The following is a 21,169-nucleotide window of genomic DNA, read 5'->3' on the forward strand; positions in this document are numbered from 1 at the left end:
CACGCCACCGCCGGATACGGCCCTAAAGAGCCGCCCTGTCGTATCGCCTCGTGGCGTGGGTGATGCACTGCCGCGTTGCCTGAAAGGCACGCATAGATTTTTCGCGCTTCGCCGGGGTGGGGCGAAGCGCTGGCCGAGTGTGTCTGCCGAGGTCTATTGACGTAAAAAAGTGTTGCTGGCAAGAGGATGGCCCTTCAGGCGAGCCGGGGCGGCTGGCGGGCAGGCGGCATCCGTGCGTTCCGGCTGCGTCCGTCGTGCCCGCCATCGCCCAGCGCGCGGCCGTCGGCGAAGTGCTGATGATGGCCTGGATGAACGGGACAGCATGGGGCGCCATGCCTTGACACCAGCGTGGTGCTGGCCGGGGCAACTCCTCGTCCGAAGGGGCCATGCACCTGGCCATCTACCGCGCCCGGTCCGACGCCATGGCCGTGGTGCAACTGGCGGCGCTTTTCGCCCACGCGAACGTATGGAACTGACGGGATCGGGCGGTGTCGGCAACTTTTTCGGCTCACCGCCGGACGACGATGAAGACCTCGTCGTCAAGCAGCGCGAAGGCTTCGGGGGGATACAGGGCGCGCACCTGCTCCGGTGTGGGGCCCTGAATGTAGTTGCGCCAGCCAAACACGCCGACGACGGCAACGGCCTCCGAGGTGCGGAATTTTTCGTACGATGGTAGGCCGATCCACCCCTTGCGATGCAGGTAGTAGAGCAGGGACGGCGAGCCCTTGGTAGGAGTGTAGATCAGCCCATCTGGTGTATTGAGGGCGTCGAGGCGTTCGTGCAGACGCTGGAACGGCGCATAGTCCGTGTGCTTGTTCATCAGTCGGAGGTAGTTGTACTGCGCAACCCCGACATGCGCGACAAGGCATAAGGCCAGAAGTCCCTTGGCCAAGCGCGGTGCGCCCGGCCGGGCGAGGTGCCTTGCGAAGGGCTTTGCCGCAAAGACGCAAAGCGGGGCAAGCATGGGCAACTGATAGTAGTCATGCACGGAATTGCCCACTGGAATCAGGATCAGGTAGACGAAGACCGCGATTCCCCACAGGTCAAAGAGCCGCTCCATGGGGGACTGCCTGCGCATGCAAATGCCCCAGACGATGAACGGGGCGAGCACCCATGTGAAGTGCCATGCCGCCAGTCGCTCGAACAGCACCCTGTTCCAGAACTCCAGGGTGGCCAGCGTATCCCAGTTGAAATATTTTCCGTTGGCTTCCCCGTAGAGCCCGAAGCTGAGATGTGTCATCTCGCGCAACGTGGCGGCGTGTGAATACCACAGATACAGCGCGATCAGCACGCAGGCCGCGTACAACCAGCATTGCCAGGACCGCAGCATTCGCATGCCGTGCCGCCTGTAAAAAAGCAGTAGCAGGGGCAGCCCGAGGTAGAGCGGGCTGACTTTTATCAGGCAGGCAATACACAGGCACGCCAGCGACAGTACATAGTCGACAAGGCCGCCCGTGCGGGAATAGCGCCAGAGAAAGTAGAGGGCGCCGACAGAGCTGGCCAGCAGCATGGGCTCTGGCAGTATGGTCCGCGCATAGTAGGTGGTGGTTGTCAGCGAGGCATAGATCAGCGTCGTAAACATGCCCAGTTCACGCGAACATGTTTCAGATACCAGCCTGTACAACAGCAGCACGGAAAGTGCAAAAAGGGCTATGGAAAAAGTGCGGGCAACGGATTCCCTGGCTCCGAACACGTCGTACAGCTTGGCAACACTGTACTGATAGATGGGAAATTCCATTTCAGCAAAGCCCTGGGTGTCGCCGCGCCAGTCCACCTGGGGCAAGAGGATGCTGTTGCCCGTCTCATGGAAATTGCGCGCGGTTCCTGCCGTGTCGCTCTGCCGCCATGAGTGTTTATCGAGGACAGGCGCGCCGATGCCGTAGAAACGGGCGGCGAAAAGCAGAACGAGAAAAACTGCCACGATGTATTTGTATGTCGCCGTCATATCAGTCCATGGGCCGCGTGGCTGTGGTAAGGCGGAATATTCCGCTGATCTTTGAGCGCAGCCTGTTGGTGCTGAATACCCATCGCGAGTAGAGTACGTAGTTCGTCACGGTGGATGGGGCGATCGCGATCGTCTGCGCCATCAACGGGGGGAACGTGGGGAACACGTGCGTGATGCCCCAGAACGTGGCCCAGTGAACGCCCAACCCGGCCAGCGAGGCAAGGTTGAAACGCAGCAGCTTTCCAAAGGGGCTGCGGCCCGACTCGGTCTTGCTGAAGGTCAGGCGGTTGTTCAGCAGGAAGTTCCACAGGATGGCGATTTCCACCGCCAGCGGAGAGGCAAGCAGCGGCGGGACACCCCCGGCAAGCAAGGCGGTGAACCCCGCAAGATTGACGGCGACACCTGTTGCCCCGACAAAGCAAAAGAAGAGGAACGTCCGCATCGACCGCAGCCGGATGGCCCATACGCGCAGCAGGAACTCCGCAATGTCGGCAAGGCCGAGCTTGGTCGTGCCCCTGGTTCTGTCAGTGAATTTTACCGGTATCTCGGTGATGCGGGCACCCTGGACGAGCATCTCGTGCAGCAGGGCGATCTGGAAGACGTACCCGCGCGCGTTGAGGCTGGGCAGGTCTATCCGGCGCAGCATGGAGGCGCGGATGGCCCTGAAGCCGGCAGTGCAGTCCGCGACCTGGTGCATGCCCGCGATTAGCCGGGCGGCGATGTTGCCGAATTTCGAATTGAGCTTGCGGTGCAGTCCCCAATCGTCGGGAATGCTGCCACCCTTCACATACCTGCTGCCGATGACCATGTCCGCCCCGGCATCCAGCGCCGCGATCATGCGCGGTACGTCTGCGGGGTCATGCGAGAAGTCGGCGTCCATCTCCATCACGGCGTCCGCCCCCAGCACATCGACGGCATACGTCATGCCGCGGATGTATGCGGCGCCAAGCCCTTCTTTCCTGCCGGTCAGCAGGTGCAGCCAAGGGGTGTTGCATTGGCGGGTGCGAACGATGTCCGCCGTGCCGTCCGGTGAGTTGTCGTCCACCACGAGCACGAGCATTTCATGCGGAATATGGTGAAACTGACCATGCAACGCGTCCAGCAACAGGGAGATGTTGTCGGCTTCGTTGTAAGTGGGAATGACGATGGCAATACGCATGGAAAGGAAACCATCGGGCGTTGAAGGGTAGGCGAAAGAGCCGTGCGGAACCTATCAAGTTTCGAATATGAACGCCACCGTGGCAATCCCGGCCTCCCTCATCCGCCCCGCCGCCTTGCGTCTGTCACCCGGAACGGCTAGATTCGCCACTTTGCGGCCGTGCACGGGACGGACGTGGCGTTCGCCACCGCCCGCCACAGCCACGGCCGCGCCCCCGAAACCTTTTTGGGGCCTTGCCCCGCAACCCCTTTGGGGATTCCCCCGCGCGAGGACATCGCACATGGCTCAGGCTTCCGACGCCGCACAAGGTTTCCGCCCCGATTTTGCTCCCGACTTCGAGAAGACGAACGGTCTCGTGCCCGCCATCGCCCAGTGCGCCGCCACCGGCGAAGTGCTGATGATGGCCTGGATGAACGAAGCGGCATGGGACGCCACCCTCGCCACCGGCGAGGCGCATTACTTCAGCCGCAGCCGTGGCCGGCTGTGGCACAAGGGCGGCACGTCGGGCCATACCCAGCATATCAAGGCCGTGCGCCTGGACTGCGACAGCGACACCGTGCTGCTGCTCGTGGAACAGAAGGGCGGCGCGGCCTGCCATGAAGGGTACCGCAGCTGTTTCTACCGAGAGCTGAAGGACGGCGAACCCGTCATCTGCTCGCCCCGCGTGTTCGACCCCAAGGAGGTCTACAGATAATGTCCGGCAACAACATGCTGAAGATCGGCATTCCCAAGGGCTCGCTGGAAGAAGCCACCGTGAACCTGTTCGCCCGCTCCGGGTGGAAGATCCGCAAGCATCACCGCAACTACTTTCCGGAAATCAACGACCCGGAACTGACCGCGCGCCTCTGCCGGGTGCAGGAAATCCCCCGCTACCTCGAGGACGGCGTGCTCGACGTGGGGCTGACCGGCAAGGACTGGCTGCTGGAAACCGGGGCCGACGTGGTCACCGTGTCCGACCTGGTCTATTCCAAGGTCAGCAACCGTCCGGCCCGCTGGGTGCTGGCCGTGGCCGGCGATTCGCCCTACGTCCGGCCAGAGGACCTCGCCGGGTGCACCGTCGCCACCGAACTGCTGGGCGTCACCCGCCGCTACTTCGAGGACGCGGGCATCCCCGTCAAGGTGCAGTATTCCTGGGGCGCCACCGAGGCCAAGGTGGTCGAGGGCCTGGCCGACGCCATCGTCGAGGTCACCGAGACCGGCACCACCATCAAGGCCCACGGCCTGCGCATCATCGCCGAAGTGCTGCTGACCAACACCGTGCTCATCGCGGGCAAGGCCGCCTGGGCCGACCCGTGGAAGCGCGCCAAGATCGAGCAGATCGACCTTTTGCTGCAAGGCGCGTTGCGCGCCGATTCGCTGGTGGGCCTGAAGATGAACGTGCCCGCGGGCAACCTCGACGCCGTGCTCGACCAGTTGCCCAGCCTCAATTCGCCCACCGTGGCCGGACTGCGCGACAGCACCTGGTTCGCCGTGGAAATCGTGGTGGACAACGGCGTGGTGCGCGACCTCATCCCCCGCCTGCGCACCGCCGGTGCCGAAGGCATCATCGAGTATTCGCTGAACAAGGTTATCTAGGGCGGATCAGTAAAAGCAATTTCGGGGGAAGGAACCCTTTGCGGCAGCCGTTAGGTGAGCGCTTGCGCGAACCTTACGGATGGCGACCGCAGAGCGTAAAAGGGTCGCCTTCCCCCGGACCCCCATCCCCCCAAACTTTTCATTCGGGTAAGCAGATATCGCTGCGGCCGATTGGGGATGAACGTCGGGTCCGGGTTGCAGCCGGACAGAACCGCGATGCGTCTTCCTTTCCGCCGTCGGGGCAGCGCCCCAACCGCCGGAGGCCGTCCCATGCCCGCACATCCGTTCCTGCCCCGAGAACTCTACGGCATCATCGGCCATCCCCTCGGCCACACCATGAGCCCCCTGCTGCACAACTGGGGCTTCGGCCTGCTGGACATTCCCGCCGTGTACATGGCCTGGCCGCTGGAGCCGGGCCGGGTGGGCGACTTCATCACCGCCGTGCGCATCCTGCCCATACGCGGAGCCAGCGTCACCATTCCCCACAAGCAGGCCGTGCTGCCCCTGCTGGATGGCGTCAGCGCCCGCGCCCGCGCCGTGGGCGCGGTGAACACCCTGTACTGGCGGGACGGCCGGCTGCTGGGCGAAAACACCGACGTCACCGGCTTTCTGGCCCCCCTGCGCCAGCGCGCATCGGAAGGGTGGCGGTGCGCAAGGGCGCTGGTGCTGGGCAACGGCGGCGCGGCCCGCGCCGTGCTGGCCGGGCTGAACGAGCTTGGCCGGACCGGTGTTGGCGTGGTGGGCGAGGTGGCCGTCACCGGGCGCAACGCGGAAAAGGCCGCCCCCCTGGCCGCCGAATTCGGCGCGGGGGTGGTGGACTGGGAGGCGCGCGCCGCCTGGGGCGCGGACCTGGTCGTCAACACCACACCCATGGGCATGTCCGGCGAACGGCAGGGCGACACCGCCTTTCTGGCACAGGGTTTCCCGGGCCGTACCGGCCTTGCCTACGATCTGGTCTACAATCCCCTGCGCACCCGCTTCCTGTCCGAGGCCGCCAAGGCGGGCTGGGACGTGCAGGACGGCCTGGCCATGTTCGTGGAGCAGGGCCGCGAGCAGTTCCGGCTGTGGACCGGCCTGGAACTGCCCGCCGAAGGCGCGCGCACCCTGGTCGCCGTGGCCCTGGGGCTGGGGGACGTGGCCGTGGGCCGCGCCTGCGGCCAGTGCGCGCTGCCCGGCCTGGGGAAAGGGTAGGCCATTGCCCGCGTCATGCCGGGCGTGGTGTCCGCCAGTCCTGCTGGCCGTGCTGCTGATCCTGCTGAGCGCACCGGCAGCCCGGTCGGCGGAGCCGGACCTCTCCACGCTGCCCCTGCCGGAACTGGCGGCCCGGTTCGAGGCCCGCTACGGCGGGCGGCATCCCGCCCAGTGGGGGCCGGCCCTGCCCGGCACGCTCACCCATCTGCCCGCAACTGCCGCTCCCAAAGGCGGCCCCGTCACCGTGGCCCTGACGTTCGACGCCTGCGGCGGCGGGTACGACGCCTCCATCATCGCCGTGCTGCGCGATCTGCGCGTGCCCGCCACCCTGTTTCTGGCCGGGCCGTGGCTCACCGCCCACCCCACGGAAGCCGCCGACCTCGCCCGCGACCCGCTGTTCGAAATCGCCAACCACGGCGCGCGCCACCGGCCCGCCTCGGTGACCGGGCGCGCCGCCTACGGTATCCGGGGCGCCCGCTCCGTGGCCGGGTTCGTGGACGAGGTGGAATCCAACGCCCGGCGGCTGGCCGCGCTCACCGGCACGCGTCCGCGTTTCTACCGGGCCGCCACCCTGTTTTGCGACGAGGTGGCCGTGCGCGTGGCGGCGGAGCTTGGGCAGACCGTCACCGGCTGCACCGTGGCGGCCGACGCCGGGGCCACGCTGCCCGCCCCGGCCGTGGCCCGCAACCTGCTGGCCGCCCGCAACGGGGATATCCTGCTGCTGCACATGAACAAGCCGGATGCGGGCAGCGGCGCGGGACTGCGCGCGGCCCTGCCGGAACTGGTGCGGCGCGGGGTGCGCTTCGTGCGCCTGCCCGATGGGGCGGATGGGGCGGACGGGGCGGGTGGGGCGGGGGCTGTGACGCCTGGATCACCGATTCCGTAATCGCGCGCTTCCGGTTTCCAGCAGGCCCCCTGCCGGTCCTCAGCCGGACGGGGGTGTTTTTTTGCTTGTCACCCTGCCCCTCGCATGGCACACAGACCCCGAACAACCACCGTCCAGCCCGCGCCCCCCAAGGGCGCGCGGCAGTCTCCGGCCAGTCGCACGGCGTCGCTCCATGACGCCACTTCATGACGCCCCCCATGAGGGAAGACGAACGCATGATACGCTGCTCGCAGGTCATCCTTTCATCCCGGCCGGTGCACCGGGTGCGCAATCTGGGGCTTCGCCGCTCCGGCAACGCCCGAACGCCCGTGGCCGGCGATGCCGGCCCCTCGGCCCATGCGCACCGGTAACCGGCGCGCCCTGCATCCCGCAGCGTAGCGATTCCGTCCCCCCCTGCCGAAGTTCCGACGTACCGGTTTTCGGTGCGATGCGCCCCGGCGCACCGGCACCGCATCGGCCCCGTGCCCATCCCCGTCCCGCCCTTGCGCATTCGGCCCCCATCCGGTCGAGGACGGCGGGCATCCGGCTCGCACCGGCGTGGAGCTTCGCCCCGCAGTTTCCGGAATCACGCATCCCCGCGCGGACGCACGGCGCCCCGGCCCACGGCTGGCACGGCGTCCCGTGGCGTCCTGGCGGCGACATGCATCCGGCCCGCCCACCGGCACGCAAGGGCAACCAGCACGCAAGGAAGGGGTCAGCCCCCGACAGTCCACAGCAAGAGGCGACGATGGCAGAACAGGAACACATCATCGAGTTGCGCGGCGTCACCAAGACGTTCGAGGACACCGTGGCGCTCGACTCCATAGACCTCACCATCCGCAACGGCGAATTCCTGACCCTGCTCGGGCCGTCGGGTTGCGGCAAGACTACCATCCTGCGCCTGGTCTCGGGCTTCGAGCGGCCCACGGCGGGCGAGGTGCGCATCAACGGGCAGGTGGTCAACCGCGTGCCCCCGGAACAGCGCCAGGTGAACACCGTGTTCCAGAACTACGCGCTGTTCCCGCACATGACCGTGCGCGACAACGTGGCCTTCGGCCTGAAGATGCAGGGCGTCGCGGCGGACGAGACCGCCCGCCGCGTGCTGGACGCCCTGCGCATGGTGCACCTGGAAGCCCTGGCCGACCGCAAGCCCCGCCAGCTTTCCGGCGGGCAGCAGCAGCGCGTGGCCATTGCCCGCGCCGTCATCAACAACCCGCTGGTGCTGCTGCTGGACGAACCGTTCAGCGCGCTGGACTTCAAGCTCCGCAAGCAGATGCAACTGGAAATCAAGCACTTGCAGCGGCAGCTCGGCATCACCTTCGTGTTCGTCACCCACGACCAGGAAGAGGCGTTCGCCATGTCCGACCGGGTGGTGGTGATGAACGAGGGCCGCATCGAGCAGATCGGCGCGCCCAAGGAAATCTACGAGGAGCCCGCCAACATGTACGTGGCGCGCTTCGTGGGCGACATCAACGCGCTGCCCGGCCGCATCGACGCCGTGCGCCTGGACTGGGCGGCCGCGCCGGGCACGCCCCTGGCCCCGCCCGCGCCGGGCACGCCGGAGCACGCCGCCCTGCCGCAGGACCTGAAGCCCGGCGAACACCTGTACGACGCCACCGTGGGCGGCACGGTGTTTCCGGTGCGCTCGCGGCGCAGGCTGGCCCCCGGCGACGCGGTGCAGGTGCTGCTGCGGCCCGAGGACTTGCGCATCGACCGCATTGCGGATGCGGAAACCCCGGACTGGCCGCACCTGTGGGGCCGTATCGAGGAATCGGTGTACAAGGGCGCCACCGTGGACCTGGTCATCACCCTGGACGACGGGCAGCGCCTGATGGCGGCGGAGTTCTTCAACGAGGACGACGAGGACATCAACTACAACCCCGGCGAGCGCGTGGCCGTAAGCTGGGTGGACGGATGGGAGGTACTGCTGCCCGATGACGCAGCGTAGACCCTTCCGCACCGCCAGCATCGCGGTGGTCTGGTTGTGGCTGGGGCTGTTCGCCCTCTTGCCCAACCTCGGCCTGCTGCTGGTCACCTTTCTCGAACGGGGCGAGTCGGACTTCGTGAACCTGGTGTTCACCTGGAACAACTACGCCCGCCTCGCCGACCCGGTGTTCATCAGGATACTGGGCGAATCGCTGTGGCTGGCCGCCGCCAGCACCCTGGTGTGCCTGCTCATCGGCTACCCGTTCGCCTACGCCGTGGCCACGGCCCGGCGCGCGTTGCGCCCGTGGCTGCTGCTGCTGGTGGTCATCCCGTTCTGGACCAACTCGCTCATCCGCACCTATGCGCTGATCATCATCCTGAAGTCGCAGGGGATCGCCTCCAACGTGCTCATGGCCCTGGGGCTGGTCGACGAGCCGGTGTCGTTCATGTACGGCGAGTTCGCGGTGTTCACGGGGCTTACCTACACGCTGCTGCCGTTCATGATCTTGCCGCTGTACGCGTCCATAGAAAAGCTGGACAAGCGCCTGCTGGACGCGGCCAAGGACCTGGGGGCCAGCAGCCTGCGGGCCTTCTGGCACGTTACCCTGCCCCTGACCCTGCCGGGCATCGTGGCCGGGTGCATGCTGGTGTTCCTGCCCTCGCTGGGGTGTTTCTACATTCCGGAAATCCTGGGCGGGGCCAAGAGCATGCTCATCGGCAACTTCATCAAGAACCAGTTCCTGGTGGCGCGCGACTGGCCGCTGGGCGCCGCCGCCAGCACCATCATGACCGCGCTGCTGGTGCTGATGATCATCGGCTACTGGCTCAGCAGCCGCCGGGTGGCCCTGCGCGAACGCAAGGGCGCGGATACCGGGGCCGGGACGGCAGGCCGCACGCCCGACGGCGCGCACGACATGCAGGACGGCGGCGACGGCATGGCGCGCGGCGCGCGGGGGAGGGCGTAGGATGAAGCTGCGCACCCTTCGCACATGGCTGGTCTGGCTGGTCTACGCCTTCCTGTACGTGCCCATCCTGGTGGTCATCGTCTATTCCTTCAACGACGCGCGCTACACCACCGAGTGGAAGGGCTTCACCCTGAAGTGGTATTCCGCCCTGGCCGCCAACGGTCCGCTGGTGGACGCCGCGCTCAACTCGCTGTCGGTGGCCACCCTGGCGGCCACCATCGCCACGGTGCTGGGCACGCTGGCGGCCATCTGTATCCGGCGCTACCGCTTTCCGGGGCGCAAGGTGCTGCACGGCTGCATCTACGTGCTCACCGTGTCGCCAGACATCGTCATGGGCATCTCGCTGCTCATCTTCTTCATCGCCCTTCAGGTGCAGCTGGGCTTCTGGACCCTGCTGGCCGCCCACGTCACCCTGGCGCTGCCCTTCGTCACCGTGACGGTGCTGGCGCGCCTGGCCGAGTTCGACGAGCAGCTCATCGAGGCCGCGCGCGACCTTGGCGCGTCGGAGTGGCGGGCCTTCCGCCACGTGCTGCTGCCCCTGGCCGCGCCCGCCGTGGCGGCGGGGTGGCTGCTGTCGTTCACCCTGTCCATGGACGACGTGCTGGTGAGCTTCTTCGTCACCGGCCCCACCTTCGAGGTGTTGCCCCTGCGCGTCTATTCCATGGTGCGCCTTGGCGTGAAGCCGGACATCAACGCCCTGTCGGCGGTGATGTTCACGCTGACCATAGTGCTGGTGCTGCTGGCACAAACCCTTACCAGGACGAGGAGGAAATGATGCGCACGAAGCTGCACGCGGCCCGCGCCGCGCTGGTGATGGCGGGTCTTGCCCTGGCGGTGCTGGCGGCGACGCTGTTCGCAAGCCCCGCCGTGGCGGCGGAAGAAAAGGTGCTGCACGTCTACAACTGGTCGGAGTACGTGCCCCAGTCGGTGCTCGACAGGTTCACCAAGGAGACGGGCATCAAGGTGGTGTACACCACCTACGAATCCAACGAGGCCATGTACGCCAAGATCAAGCTGCTGAAGGGCGTGGGCTACGACGTGGTCGTGCCGTCCACCTACTTCATCTCCATGATGCGCGACGACGGGCTGCTGTCCAAGATCGACAAGACCAGGCTGAAGAATTTCAAGAACCTCTCGCCCAAGGTGCTGAACCAGCCGTTCGACCCGGGCAACGAATACTCGGTGCCCTACATGTGGGGCTCGGCGGGCCTGATGGTGAACAGGAAGGTGGTGGACCCGGCCACCATCACCAGTTGGAACGACCTGAACCGCCCCGAGTTCGCGGGCAAGGTCATCCTGTCCGACGACCAGCGCGACTCCATGGGCGTGGCCCTGAAGGCGCTGGGCTACTCGGTGAACTCCACCAGCGAGGCCGAGATCAAGGCCGCCTACGAATGGCTGAAGAAGCTGCTGCCCTCGGTGCGCGTGTTCGACGTGACAGCCAGCAAGCAGGCGTTCATCAGCGAGGAAGTGGCCGCGGGCCTGATCTGGAACGGCGACGCCTACATCGCCGCCGGCGAGAACGAGAACCTTGCCTTCATCTATCCCAGGGAAGGCGTGCCCCTGTGGGTGGACAGCCTGGCCATTCCCGTGGGCGCCAAGCACAAGGACAACGCCCACAAGTTCATCGACTTCCTGCTGCGGCCCGACGTGGCCAAGGAATGCGTGGAGGAATACAACTACTCCACCCCCAACGAGGCCGCGCAGAAGATCCTTTCGCCGGAACTGGCCAAGAGCCGCATCACCTCGCCCACCGACGCGGATCTGAAGAACGCCGAGTTCACCAACAGCGTGGGCAACGCGCTGGAAGTCTACGAAAAGTACTGGGAGATGCTGAAGACGGGCAGCTAGGGACTGTTTCTAACTTGCCTTTTCGCCCGTTGGCTACGTCAAACTTCGCCTGCCATAGCGTTGCTGTCCTTATCCGTAAGACTCGCGCCATGCGCTCGCCTAACGGCTAAGGCTCGGTCGAATACGATAAGAGCGCGTTGCGGTCGCCATCCGTAATGCTCGAAGACTCGCATAACGGCTGCCGCATACTCCCTCATGGCAGGCTTGTTTTCCTTGCCAACGGACGAAAATTCTAAGTTAGAAACAGTCCCTTAACCCGGTTCCCGCGCCCGGTCGTTTTCCCGGCCCCCGCCGTTCGCTCGGCGGGGGCCGGGATTTTTTTTGCGCCGGGTGGGAAGTGTCCGGGTGGACGCCGGGCGCGGCGCCGTATGCGGGCGGGCAGGGCGAGGGCCTTGCCGTTGGCGGGCTGGAACCCGTTCTTACCGATACGGAGGCGTGCGAACCATAACCAACGGCGTGACGTGCGTTTGCAGTGGCAACGGTGTCGCGCGGAGTAGAAGTATCGTCCGGCGCGGCAGTTGCCATGCGTGCGATGCTGTATTGTGCTCATGGAAGAACATTGATTGTGTCATGCGTGACATAGATGTGTATATCAGAATGTAGTGGAAATGCATCCTATGTCATGCAGGGCATAAATTGACACCATTGCGTGCCGTAAATAGTGAGAGTGAAGGCGGGTGTTGCGTCACGCCTGCATGCAACGGATCACCGCGCGGGCGGCAGCCTTCCGTCCGCGCGGCCCGTACCGGTATTGCAGATGTGGTGGTGTCGGCCATGCATGCCGCGTGCAGCCGCACGCGGCGGAGCGCATGGCGCGGCGGCGTCGCCGTTGGTGGCGCGCGCCTGTTCTTACACAGCAATGGAGGCTGACATGGCGAAATTCATACGCGTTGACATGGGTTCGAGGACGGCGGAGATCGGGGACTGTCCCGAAAAGTATGCCGGGCTTGCGGGGCGCGGCCTGACGTCCATGTTCGTTGCCGATGAGGTGAAGCCCACCTGCCATCCCCTTGGCAAGTACAACAAGCTCGTGTTCGCCCCCGGTTTTCTCACCGGCACCAGCGCGGTGAACTCCGGCCGCATCTCCTGCGGGGCCAAGAGCCCCCTCACCGGCGGCATAAAGGAAAGCAACAGCGGTGGCAGCTTTTCGCAGAAGATGGCCCGCCTGGACATCAAGGCGCTGGTGTTCGAGGGTCTGCCCGCCGACGGCGCGTACGCCGTGGTCAAGGTGGACAAGGACGGCGTGACCTTCGACGAGGCCCCGGCCGAGATCATGGGCGCGGGCAACTACGACGCCATCAAGGCGTTGCAGGCCAAGTACGGCCCCAAGGTGGGCGTGGCGCTCATCGGCCCGGCGGGCGAGATGAAGCTGTCCGCCGCCAACATTTCCTTCGCCGATCCGGAAGGCAACATCCGCAGCGCCGGGCGCGGCGGGCTGGGGGCCGTCATGGGCTCCAAGGGGATCAAGGCGGTGGTCATCGACGACGCGGGCGCGCCCGCCGTGCCCATCGCCCGGCCCGAGGAATTCAAGAGCGCGGCCAAGCGCTTCGCCAACGCCCTGACCACCCACCCCGTCACCGGCCAGGGGCTGCCCAAGTACGGCACCAACGTACTGGTGAACATCCTGAACGAGGCGGGCGGCCTGCCCACGGAAAACTTCCGCCGGGGCCGCAACGAGTGGGCCAACAACATCGGCGGCGAAACCATGGCCGCCACCATCGAGGAGCGCGGCGGCAAGACCACCCACGGCTGCCACGCGGGGTGCGTCATCCGCTGCTCGCAGCACTACGTGGACAAGCAGGGCAAGTACATCACCAGCGGCTTCGAGTACGAGACCATCTGGGCGCTGGGGGCGGACGCCGCCATCGACGACCTGGACGCCATCGCCTACGCCGACCGCGAGTTCGACGAGGCGGGCATCGACTCCATCGAAACCTCGGTGGCCGTGGCCGTGGCCATGGACGCGGGCGTCATCCCGTGGGGCGACGCCAAGGCCGCGCTGGATCTGATCAGGCAGATCCGCCAGGGAACCCCCCTAGGGCGCATCCTGGGGTGCGGCGCGGCGGCCGTGGGCCAGATGTACGGGCTTACGCGCGTGCCGGTGGTGAAGAACCAGGCCATTCCGGCCTACGACCCGCGCGCGGTGAAGGGCGTGGGCCTGACCTACGCCACCACCCCCATGGGCGCGGACCACACCGCCGGGTACGCCGTGGCCACCAACATCCTGCGGGTGGGCGGCTTCGTCGATCCGCTGGGCAAGGAAGGGCAGGTGGAGCTTTCGCGCAACCTGCAAATCGCCACCGCCGCCGTGGACTCCACCGGCATGTGCCTGTTCATCGCCTTCGCCATCCTGGACATCCCCGACGGGTTCAACGCGCTGGTGGACATGATCAATGCGCGGTACGATCTGGCCCTGACGGGCGACGACGTGACGGCCCTCGGCACGACCATCCTGAAGGCCGAACTGGACTTCAACCGGCGCGCCGGGTTCACCAGCGCGCACGACCGCCTGCCCGAGTTCTTCGAGGAACCGTGCCCCCCGCACAACACCGTGTGGGACTTCACGGACGAGGAAATCGACAGCGTACTGGCCTTCTAGCAAACACATGCGCGCGGCCGTCCCGAAGGGCGGGGCGGCCGCGCGGCATGACGGGTGACGGGAAAGCGGCGGACCAATGCACATCACGGTGAAATGCTACGCCACGTTGCAACGCTTCCAGCCGGGCGGGGGAGAAGACTTTGCCCTGGACGAGGGCGGAACCGTGCGCGACGTGGTGTTGCGTCTCGGCATCGCGCCGGAAGACGTGGCGGTGATTTTCGTCAACGGCCTGCATGCGCCGCTGGACAGGGCGCTGGCAGACGGTGACCGGCTGGGCCTGTTCCCGGCGGTGGGCGGCGGGTAGGCGCGGAGCGGAGGGACAATGGTGGACGACGCGCGTCAGTCGGACGACATCGAACTGCGGGCGTTCATGGGGCTTGCGGACCTGTTCCGCCAGCGCGGATGGCCCGTGCCCCTGCCGGTGCGCGTCCATCCGGGCACCACGGGGCCGGAACTGCTGCGCCAGCTCGACATCGCCCCGGAGATGGTGGAGGTGGTCTTCGTCAACGGCAAGGCGGTCAGCCCGGACCTGGCCGTGGTGTCCGGCGGGGACAGGGTGGCGCTGGCGCCGCCCGGCGTTCCAGGGCCGTACCGGGTTCTGCTGGGGTTCCGGAAGATGTGATCGCCCCCCCGCTCCTTTTGGCGCGCGGGGGCTTTTTGCGTGCCTGTCGCCGGGCACATGGCCGGGGTTGCATGCCCGGCCCGGAGAAGGTTGCCATGGATTCTTCCGTCATGCTGCGCCCGTTGCTGGAACAGGCCGCCATCCCTGGAACCCTGCCCGACGGCACCCCCGTGCGGATGCTTGCGCACGGGGCGGTGGGGGACGTGGCGCGCCGGGCGGGCGCGAGCCTGCGCCGGACTGAAATCGCGGCGCTGGAACAGGGACTGGTTCCGGAACGCTACCTGCGCAACTTCACCACGCTGGACGCCGCCGGTCAGGCCCGGCTGCTGCGCGCCCGCGTGGCCCTTGTGGGGCTGGGCGGCCTTGGCGGGCACATTCTGGAGGGGTTGGCCCGGATGGGGTTCGGGCGCATCCGGGTGGCCGACCACGATGTGTTCGAGCCCACCAACCTGAACCGTCAACTACTCGCCACCGAAGCGGATATCGGCACGCCCAAGGCGGATGCCGCCGCGCGGCGCATGGCGCTGGTGAACCCGGCCGTGGAATTGGATGTGTGGCGGGACCGGCTGGAAGGGCAGGATTTCGCGCGGTTCTATGCGGACGCGGACGTGGCCATCGACGCGTTGGGCGGGGTGGCGTTCCGCCCGGCGGCCGAGGCGGGGGCCGCCGTTGCGGTCGTGCCGCTGATCGCGGCCAGCGTGGCCGGGTGGACGGCCATGGTGGCCACGGCCCTGCCCGGCGAACGGGGGCTGGCCGGGATGTTCTTTCCGCACGGCCGGGGCGCAAGCCCCCCTGCGGAAGACGTGCTGGGATGCCAGCCCCCGGCCCTGCTCGTGGCGGCGGGACTGGCGCTTTCCGAGGCGGTGCGGCTGGCGCTGGGCCAGCCCTCCCGGCTGGGCGGGCCCGGCGGCAGGATGGCCGTGGTGGACTTGGCGTCGGTCAGTCTCGATCGCCTGTCGTTGCGGGGGTAGCCGGGGAGGCATCGTTGCGCCCCGCCGGTGCCGGGTGCCGGGACGCGGTGCCGTGCGGGAAAGAGGGGGCGGCGGTCATCTGCCGCCCTTGTGCTTGCGTTGGCGCACCGCCCCCCAGACCTTGGCCCATTCCTGCTCGTAGGTGGAGCGGGCGGCCTGTTCGGCCCGTTCGCAGGCGGCGCGCGCCGCCTGCTTCGCGCCGTCCGCCTCCGGGGCGGCGCAGCCCTGTTCGTCGCGGCAGGCGTCGGCCAGGCGCGCCATGGCCTCGTCCATCTGCCGTTCCAGCATCGCCAGGTATCCAGCCTCGTCTTCCATGGTACCTCCCGGGCCGCCTTGCGGCAGCCCCCATGGCGGCGTTCCGGCGCGCGTCCGGTCGTGACCGGCCGCGTCCGGACGCAGGTTGCGCCCGCCTGCGGCAACTCCCAACGAAACCTTTCCGGAGCATCCCCAGCGATACTCCATGTCCCTGCATACGCGCATCGGACTGTTCCGTCCACGCGGTCTGGAATGGGGACGGATGGCTCGCGGCAGCGGGGGAGGGGGCACGCCCGTGAGCGAGGCCATCTACGAAAACGAAGGGCAGGGAACGCGTTCCCTGCCCTTCGGCATATTCCTGACGGGTGTGGTCCGGAGAGACTAGATATCCGCCCCGATCTTGTGCATGGCCACCATGCCGCCCTGCACGTTGACGGTGTTGGTGACGCCCAGTTCCTTGAGCATCAGCTGCGATTCGTAGGCGCGCAGGCCGGTGTTGCACACCAGCACCACGGTGCGGTCCCTGGGGATTTCCGCGATGCGGTCGTGGATTTCCTCTTCGGGGATGGCGTTCCACTGGCCGGGATACTTCTCGGCCAGGGGCTGCGAGTTGCCGATGAGCCGGGTGTCGATGAAGCACACGGTGTCGTTGTCGGCGCGCTCGTTCCACAGCCGTTCGAATTCCTCGGGGTCGATGACGGCGCAGCGGCCTTCCAGGATGTTCTCGGCCACGTTGCCCGCCACGTTCAGGATGTCCATGGCCGAGGCGAACGGCGGCGAGTACACGATTTCGGCGTTGCTGACGTCCTCGATGGTGGGCTTGTCGGCCAGCAGGGTGGCCACGGCGTTGATGCGCGCGGTCAGCGCGTCGCCCAGGGTGGACACGCCCTGGATGCCCAGCACCCGGCGGGTGGCCTTTTCCACCACCAGTTCCAGCGACATGATGGTCTTTTCCGGGTAGAAGTGCGCCCGGTCGAACTGCTCCACGTGCACGTTGATGGCGTCGAAGCCTTCGCGCAGGGCGGTTTCGATGGTCAGGCCCGCGCCGCAGGCCGAGATTTCGAACAGCTTGACCACCCAACTGCCCACCGCGCCGGGGAAGGTGGCGTCGCCCCCGGCCAGGTTGGTGCCCACCACGCGGCCCTGGCGGTTGGCCATGGACCCCAGCGGAAAGAAGCCGGGCTTGCCGGTGATCAGGTTGGGGATGGTCACGCAGTCGCCGCCGGAATAGATGTCCGGGTCGCTGGTCTGCATGCGGTCGTTGACGATGAGCGCGCCGCGCGGGTCGGCGGCGAGGCCCGCCTCCTTGGCGATGGCCGTGTTGGGCGACACCCCGGCGGCCATGATCACCAGTTCCGCGTCGATGGTGCGCTTGTCGGTGACCACGCGGGCCACTGCCCCGTCCTCGCCCTCCAGCCGCACCACCTTCTCGCCCGTCAGCACGGTGACGCCGTTTTTCTCGAGGTCGTGGCGCACCATGCGGGTAAGGGTGGAGGACAGGAACCCCGGCATGAGCCGGTCGGTCAGTTCCACCACGGTGACGCCGATACCCCACATGTCGGCCAGCGCCACGGCCATTTCCAGGCCGATGAACCCGCCACCCACGATCACCGCGTTGCTCACCGTGCCCGCAGCCACGGAATTGCGGATGAATTCCGCTTCTTCCAGGTTGGTGGCGGCGGTGACGCCCGCGAGGTCCAGCCCTTCGACGGGGGGCCGGTTGGCCCGGCTGCCCAGCGCCAGCACCAGCTTGTCGTAGGAAAGGGTCTGCTTTTCACCCGTGCGCAGGTGTTCCACCAGCACGGTCTTGGCCGCGCGGTCGATGGACACGGCGCGGGTTTCGGTCAGCACGTCCACGTCCTTGTTGATGCGGAAGAATTCGGGGTCGCGCACCACGTTGTAGGGGGTGGCCTGCAGCGCGTCGATGTTGTTGACCTCGCCCGAGACGAAATAGGGGATGCCGCAGCCGCCGTAGGAAATGCGCGGCGACTGGTCGATCATGGTGACCTTGGCGTCGGGTTCGAGGCGCTTGAAACGACAGGCGGCCTTGGGGCCAAGGGCCACGGCCCCGATGACGACGACGTGCTTGGGCATGCTGGAAACCTCCGTGGGCTGCGCGCGCCGATGGCGGCGCGGGGTGCGGCGCGCGGCACGGGGTCGCGCGTCTGTTCGGGCTTGCGCGGGCATCAAGATGGCCCCGCGAAATCGGGATGAAATACCCCACGCGAGTGGGGTTATTGCCTACCGTCTGGGTATGATTTAGGCGCTTTCGCGCCGCGTGGCAAGGTCTGCGTGTACTTACTGCAAGACCGGGGCGAAGAAAAGTGCGGGCTGGCGGCGACGGGCCGGGGCGCGGGAAGCCCGAATAAGAAGCGCCGGATGGGAAGAGGAAAGGGGCGGGAGAAGCGGGCGGGGAAGGCGGCGGGCCGCGCGCGGCGGCCGGAAAACGGCAAAAGGAAAGGCGTGCCGCTCCGGATATCCGGGAGATTCCGCGCTCTGCGCCGGGATCTCTGCTGCACGCCTGTTAGGGATTTCCGTCGGTTTCCCTATTCATCGGGGGCAACTCGCTTTGCCGTTATGGGGGTAAATTTCTGCCAGAACAGTCCTCCGATGGCGTTCCTTCGCATCTGGCCCCTGTCGCGTTCGGTGCGTCGTGCCGTGGCTCGGCCGGGCTCCGCCTGCTTCCGTCGCAGGCTGCGAGCGCTCTGTGCACTGGTTGCGGACCTCGCGACGCCCTCGGCGCCGCTGCGTACTCCGGCGGAATTCCGGCCCACTGGCTAGGCCGATCTCTTTCGCCGGTGATTAAACCCTAGCCGTGAGCGTGCCGACTGTAAAGGGGGTATGGCGTTGCGGCGGCAATGTTGCAACGAAAGGATGACGCATTTTTCCCTGTCGCAACATGGCGCACCCATTGATGGAGTTGGATATGCGCATGGGGATATGCCGCAGCGCGAGAATGTTGCAGTTGCAATATGCTGTAAGAAAAGGATATTTTTTGCGAAAAAAGTTTATCAACGAATCTGCATAGTTGGGATGGGCATGGTGGCGTTGCGTCGTTGCATGCCATTGTGCGCCCGCACGATGCATGGTCGCGCCGTATGTGTCGCGAGTCTGGATGCAGTGCGCGCAAGGGCGCGCAGGCAATGTCCTGCCGCCCCGCCTGCACCATGGCGACGGGGGCCGTCCTCGTCAGTTCAGCCGGTCCGACTCCATTTCCGGCCAGGGGCAGCCTGCATCGTCGTCCGTATCGCCGTCGCCACCGTCCCCACCGCCGTCGTCTCCGTCATCGCCGCCCTTGGCCGCGCGCTTGCCGCAGGGGCGCAGGTCGCGTTCCCAGTCGATGCGCGTGGCGATGGCCGTCACCAGGTCGTCCAGCCCCTGCCGCGTGGCGGCGGACAGGGTGATGGCGTCGGGGTGCACCGCGCGCAGGGCCTCGCGCGTGTCCTGGTCCAGGGTGTCCCACTTGTTCAGCACCAGGAGGCGCGGCACCTCGTGCAGTTCCATGTCGGTGAGGATGGTGTCCACCGCGCCCAACTGGCGGTCCAGTTCCGGGTGGCCCGCGTCGGCCACGTGGATCAGCAGGTCGGCCGCCTCCAGTTCTTCCAGCGTGGCGCGGAAGGCTTCCAGCAGTTCCTTGGGCAGGTTGCGGATGAAGCCCACGGTGTCGGCCAGGGTCAGTTCCCGCTCGTGCGGAAAGCGCAGGCGGCGGGTGGTGGGGTCCAGCGTGGCGAACAGCTTGTTTTCGGCCAGCACTTCGCTGTTGGTCAGGGCGTTGAGCAGGGTGGACTTGCCCGCGTTGGTGTAGCCCACCAGCGAGGCCAGCGGCACCCGCTGCTTGGCCCGCCGGGCGCGGGCGTAGGCGCGCTGGCGGCGCAGCGCTTCCAGTTCGTCCTTGATGCGCCCGATGCGGTCGCGGATGCGGCGGCGGTCGGTCTCCAGCTTGGTTTCGCCGGGGCCGCGCCCGCCGATGCCGCCCATCAGGCGGTCCATGGCGCGGTTCTTTCCCACCAGCCGGGGCTGGGTGTACTTCAGCTGGGCCATTTCCACCTGCAACTTGCCCGCGCGGGTGGTGGCGTGCTGGGCGAAGATGTCCAGGATCAGCTGGGTGCGGTCCAGCACCTTGCGTTCGGTGACGTCGGCCAGGTTGCGCAACTGGGCCGGGGAAAGCTCGCCGTCGAAGATGATCATGGTGGCGTTGCCTTGCAGGGCCAGCACCTCCAGTTCGGCCAGCTTGCCCTTGCCCAGGATGAACTTGGGGTTCAGCGAGGGCACGCGCTGGATCAGGGTGCCCGCGCAGCGCACCCCGGCGGTGCGGGCCAGTTCGGTCAGCTCGGCCAGATTCAGTTCCTGCAACGGGCGGGGCGCGGTGGATACGCTGACCAGCACGGCGGCGGGGCCTTCCGCCTCGGCGGCCAGGGCGGCGGTGTGGGCCATGTGCTCGGCATGGCTGCGGCCCTGCGGCACGGCCCCGGCCACGCCGCCCGCCCCGCCACCGGTGGAGCCCGGTCTGCGGGCCGGGGCGGCCGCGCGCGCGTCGCTTGCGGCGCGGGCCATTTCCTCTTCCAGCGCTTCCACCTGGGCCAGCATGTCGGCATCCACCCGATCCCACGGCTGGGGCGGGTGCACCCGGTAGGGCTTGCCGTCCACGGGTTGGGGCAGCAGATGGGCCTGCTGGAAGGTCAGCGGTTCGCCCCATTCGTTGACGGTGAGCACGCCGAAGCCGTCCAGGCGCAGGAACAGCAGGTCCATCAGGTCTTCCTGCGAGAGCAGGTCCGGCCCGAGGTGGGTGTGCAGCAGGCGCAGGCCGCGCAGGCGGCCCGATCCGGTGCGGGCGCGGGGCAGTTCCGGAATGGTGATGGCCCCGGTGTCGCCCACCAGCACCATGGCCACGCGGCCCTGCCGGTCGATGAGCACGGCCACCTGCCGCCCCACGCTGCGGGACAGGGCGGCTAGTTCGCGGGCCTGCTCGTGCGAATAGCCCCCCACGGACGGGAAGCGGCGCTGGTACAGGCGGGTCAGGGCCTTGACGTGGCTGGGCTTCAGCCCCTGGGTGTTGCCGAGAACCTTGGCGATGGGAGTGCTCCTGCGCTGGGGGAATGGAAACAGGGGCGCGCGGGCGGCCGCCCGGCGCGGAACAGTAGCATACGCGGAAGGGGCGGCGCGGGGAAGCGGGACGGGAGGGCCGTTCCGCCGCAACCCGGCAGACCCCGGCGGGCTGCCGCATGACAAAACCGGGCGCCCTTGC

General features: G+C 67.2%; 17 protein-coding genes. 12 read left to right on the top strand and 5 right to left on the bottom strand.

From position 1 onward, the window contains the following. Window positions 1-508 precede the first annotated feature (508 nt). Window positions 509-1,945, bottom strand: coding sequence for an ArnT family glycosyltransferase (locus ACR4XJ_RS06185; protein ID WP_434754397.1), 1,437 nt, complete (start codon window positions 1,943-1,945; stop codon window positions 509-511). Between the two features lies 1 nt (window position 1,946). Then, complete coding sequence (locus ACR4XJ_RS06190; RefSeq protein ID WP_434754398.1) at window positions 1,947-3,104, bottom strand: GtrA family protein; 1,158 nt, start codon at window positions 3,102-3,104, stop codon at window positions 1,947-1,949. A gap of 280 nt (window positions 3,105-3,384) precedes the next feature. Between ACR4XJ_RS06190 and hisI the strand changes: the two genes are divergently transcribed. The 12 genes from hisI to ACR4XJ_RS06250 all read left to right on the top strand — a co-directional run bounded on the left by hisI (window position 3,385) and on the right by ACR4XJ_RS06250 (window position 15,669). Beyond that, window positions 3,385-3,798 (top strand): phosphoribosyl-AMP cyclohydrolase, encoded by a 414-nt coding sequence (gene hisI / locus ACR4XJ_RS06195; protein ID WP_434754399.1) that lies wholly within the window; start codon window positions 3,385-3,387, stop codon window positions 3,796-3,798. Then, window positions 3,798-4,679: an ATP phosphoribosyltransferase gene (gene hisG / locus ACR4XJ_RS06200; RefSeq protein WP_434754400.1), complete on the top strand. Its 882-nt coding sequence runs from the start codon at window positions 3,798-3,800 to the stop codon at window positions 4,677-4,679. The genes hisI and hisG overlap by 1 nt, the downstream gene beginning before the upstream one ends. Before the next feature lie 270 nt (window positions 4,680-4,949). Next, window positions 4,950-5,870: a shikimate dehydrogenase gene (gene aroE / locus ACR4XJ_RS06205; RefSeq protein WP_434754401.1), complete on the top strand. Its 921-nt coding sequence runs from the start codon at window positions 4,950-4,952 to the stop codon at window positions 5,868-5,870. Between the two features lie 4 nt (window positions 5,871-5,874). Beyond that, entirely contained in the window at window positions 5,875-6,756 is an 882-nt protein-coding gene (locus ACR4XJ_RS06210; protein WP_434754402.1) for a polysaccharide deacetylase family protein, read from the top strand. A gap of 727 nt (window positions 6,757-7,483) precedes the next feature. Then, the gene (gene potA, locus ACR4XJ_RS06215) at window positions 7,484-8,683 is read left to right on the top strand and encodes a spermidine/putrescine ABC transporter ATP-binding protein PotA (protein WP_434754403.1); all 1,200 of its coding nucleotides are present in this window, start codon (window positions 7,484-7,486) and stop codon (window positions 8,681-8,683) included. Continuing rightward, complete coding sequence (potB, locus tag ACR4XJ_RS06220; protein ID WP_434754404.1) at window positions 8,670-9,626, top strand: spermidine/putrescine ABC transporter permease PotB; 957 nt, start codon at window positions 8,670-8,672, stop codon at window positions 9,624-9,626. The genes potA and potB overlap by 14 nt, the downstream gene beginning before the upstream one ends. Before the next feature lies 1 nt (window position 9,627). Continuing rightward, window positions 9,628-10,401: a spermidine/putrescine ABC transporter permease PotC gene (gene potC, locus ACR4XJ_RS06225; protein ID WP_434754405.1), complete on the top strand. Its 774-nt coding sequence runs from the start codon at window positions 9,628-9,630 to the stop codon at window positions 10,399-10,401. A gap of 38 nt (window positions 10,402-10,439) precedes the next feature. Beyond that, a complete protein-coding gene (locus tag ACR4XJ_RS06230; protein WP_434754756.1) occupies window positions 10,440-11,477 on the top strand; it encodes an extracellular solute-binding protein in 1,038 nt (345 codons plus the stop codon). A gap of 871 nt (window positions 11,478-12,348) precedes the next feature. Continuing rightward, window positions 12,349-14,076, top strand: a complete 1,728-nt coding sequence (locus tag ACR4XJ_RS06235; protein WP_434754406.1) for an aldehyde ferredoxin oxidoreductase C-terminal domain-containing protein — start codon at window positions 12,349-12,351, stop codon at window positions 14,074-14,076. A 76-nt stretch (window positions 14,077-14,152) separates the two neighbouring features. Further along, entirely contained in the window at window positions 14,153-14,380 is a 228-nt protein-coding gene (locus ACR4XJ_RS06240; protein WP_434754407.1) for a MoaD/ThiS family protein, read from the top strand. A gap of 18 nt (window positions 14,381-14,398) precedes the next feature. Further along, a complete protein-coding gene (locus tag ACR4XJ_RS06245) occupies window positions 14,399-14,698 on the top strand; it encodes a MoaD/ThiS family protein (RefSeq protein WP_434754408.1) in 300 nt (99 codons plus the stop codon). Between the two features lie 95 nt (window positions 14,699-14,793). Next, window positions 14,794-15,669, top strand: a complete 876-nt coding sequence (locus ACR4XJ_RS06250) for a ThiF family adenylyltransferase (RefSeq protein WP_434754409.1) — start codon at window positions 14,794-14,796, stop codon at window positions 15,667-15,669. Between the two features lie 75 nt (window positions 15,670-15,744). Here the strand turns inward: ACR4XJ_RS06250 and ACR4XJ_RS06255 are convergent, their stop codons facing one another. The 3 genes from ACR4XJ_RS06255 to hflX form a co-directional block, all read right to left on the bottom strand. Then, a complete protein-coding gene (locus tag ACR4XJ_RS06255; protein WP_434754410.1) occupies window positions 15,745-15,984 on the bottom strand; it encodes a hypothetical protein in 240 nt (79 codons plus the stop codon). A 321-nt stretch (window positions 15,985-16,305) separates the two neighbouring features. Then, a complete protein-coding gene (locus tag ACR4XJ_RS06260) occupies window positions 16,306-18,018 on the bottom strand; it encodes an FAD-dependent oxidoreductase (protein ID WP_434754411.1) in 1,713 nt (570 codons plus the stop codon). Window positions 18,019-19,113: 1,095 nt separating this feature from the next. Further along, entirely contained in the window at window positions 19,114-20,856 is a 1,743-nt protein-coding gene (gene hflX / locus ACR4XJ_RS06265; protein WP_434754757.1) for a GTPase HflX, read from the bottom strand. Window positions 20,857-21,169 lie beyond the last annotated feature (313 nt).

This window comes from Nitratidesulfovibrio sp. D1, assembly GCF_051133415.1.
In the GTDB taxonomy this organism is placed as follows: Bacteria; Desulfobacterota; Desulfovibrionia; order Desulfovibrionales; family Desulfovibrionaceae; genus Cupidesulfovibrio.

Excerpts from the sequence above, each read along its gene's own strand:
- ACR4XJ_RS06185 (WP_434754397.1), bottom strand. The coding sequence starts at position 1,945 with ATGACGGCGACATACAAATACATCGTGGCAGTTTTTCTCGTTCTGCTT.
- ACR4XJ_RS06190 (WP_434754398.1), bottom strand. The coding sequence starts at position 3,104 with ATGCGTATTGCCATCGTCATTCCCACTTACAACGAAGCCGACAACATC.
- hisI (WP_434754399.1), top strand. The coding sequence starts at position 3,385 with ATGGCTCAGGCTTCCGACGCCGCACAAGGTTTCCGCCCCGATTTTGCT.
- hisG (WP_434754400.1), top strand. The coding sequence starts at position 3,798 with ATGTCCGGCAACAACATGCTGAAGATCGGCATTCCCAAGGGCTCGCTG.
- aroE (WP_434754401.1), top strand. The coding sequence starts at position 4,950 with ATGCCCGCACATCCGTTCCTGCCCCGAGAACTCTACGGCATCATCGGC.
- potA (WP_434754403.1), top strand. The coding sequence starts at position 7,484 with ATGGCAGAACAGGAACACATCATCGAGTTGCGCGGCGTCACCAAGACG.
- potB (WP_434754404.1), top strand. The coding sequence starts at position 8,670 with ATGACGCAGCGTAGACCCTTCCGCACCGCCAGCATCGCGGTGGTCTGG.
- potC (WP_434754405.1), top strand. The coding sequence starts at position 9,628 with ATGAAGCTGCGCACCCTTCGCACATGGCTGGTCTGGCTGGTCTACGCC.
- ACR4XJ_RS06230 (WP_434754756.1), top strand. The coding sequence starts at position 10,440 with ATGGCGGGTCTTGCCCTGGCGGTGCTGGCGGCGACGCTGTTCGCAAGC.
- ACR4XJ_RS06235 (WP_434754406.1), top strand. The coding sequence starts at position 12,349 with ATGGCGAAATTCATACGCGTTGACATGGGTTCGAGGACGGCGGAGATC.
- ACR4XJ_RS06240 (WP_434754407.1), top strand. The coding sequence starts at position 14,153 with ATGCACATCACGGTGAAATGCTACGCCACGTTGCAACGCTTCCAGCCG.
- ACR4XJ_RS06245 (WP_434754408.1), top strand. The coding sequence starts at position 14,399 with ATGGTGGACGACGCGCGTCAGTCGGACGACATCGAACTGCGGGCGTTC.
- ACR4XJ_RS06250 (WP_434754409.1), top strand. The coding sequence starts at position 14,794 with ATGGATTCTTCCGTCATGCTGCGCCCGTTGCTGGAACAGGCCGCCATC.
- ACR4XJ_RS06255 (WP_434754410.1), bottom strand. The coding sequence starts at position 15,984 with ATGGAAGACGAGGCTGGATACCTGGCGATGCTGGAACGGCAGATGGAC.
- ACR4XJ_RS06260 (WP_434754411.1), bottom strand. The coding sequence starts at position 18,018 with ATGCCCAAGCACGTCGTCGTCATCGGGGCCGTGGCCCTTGGCCCCAAG.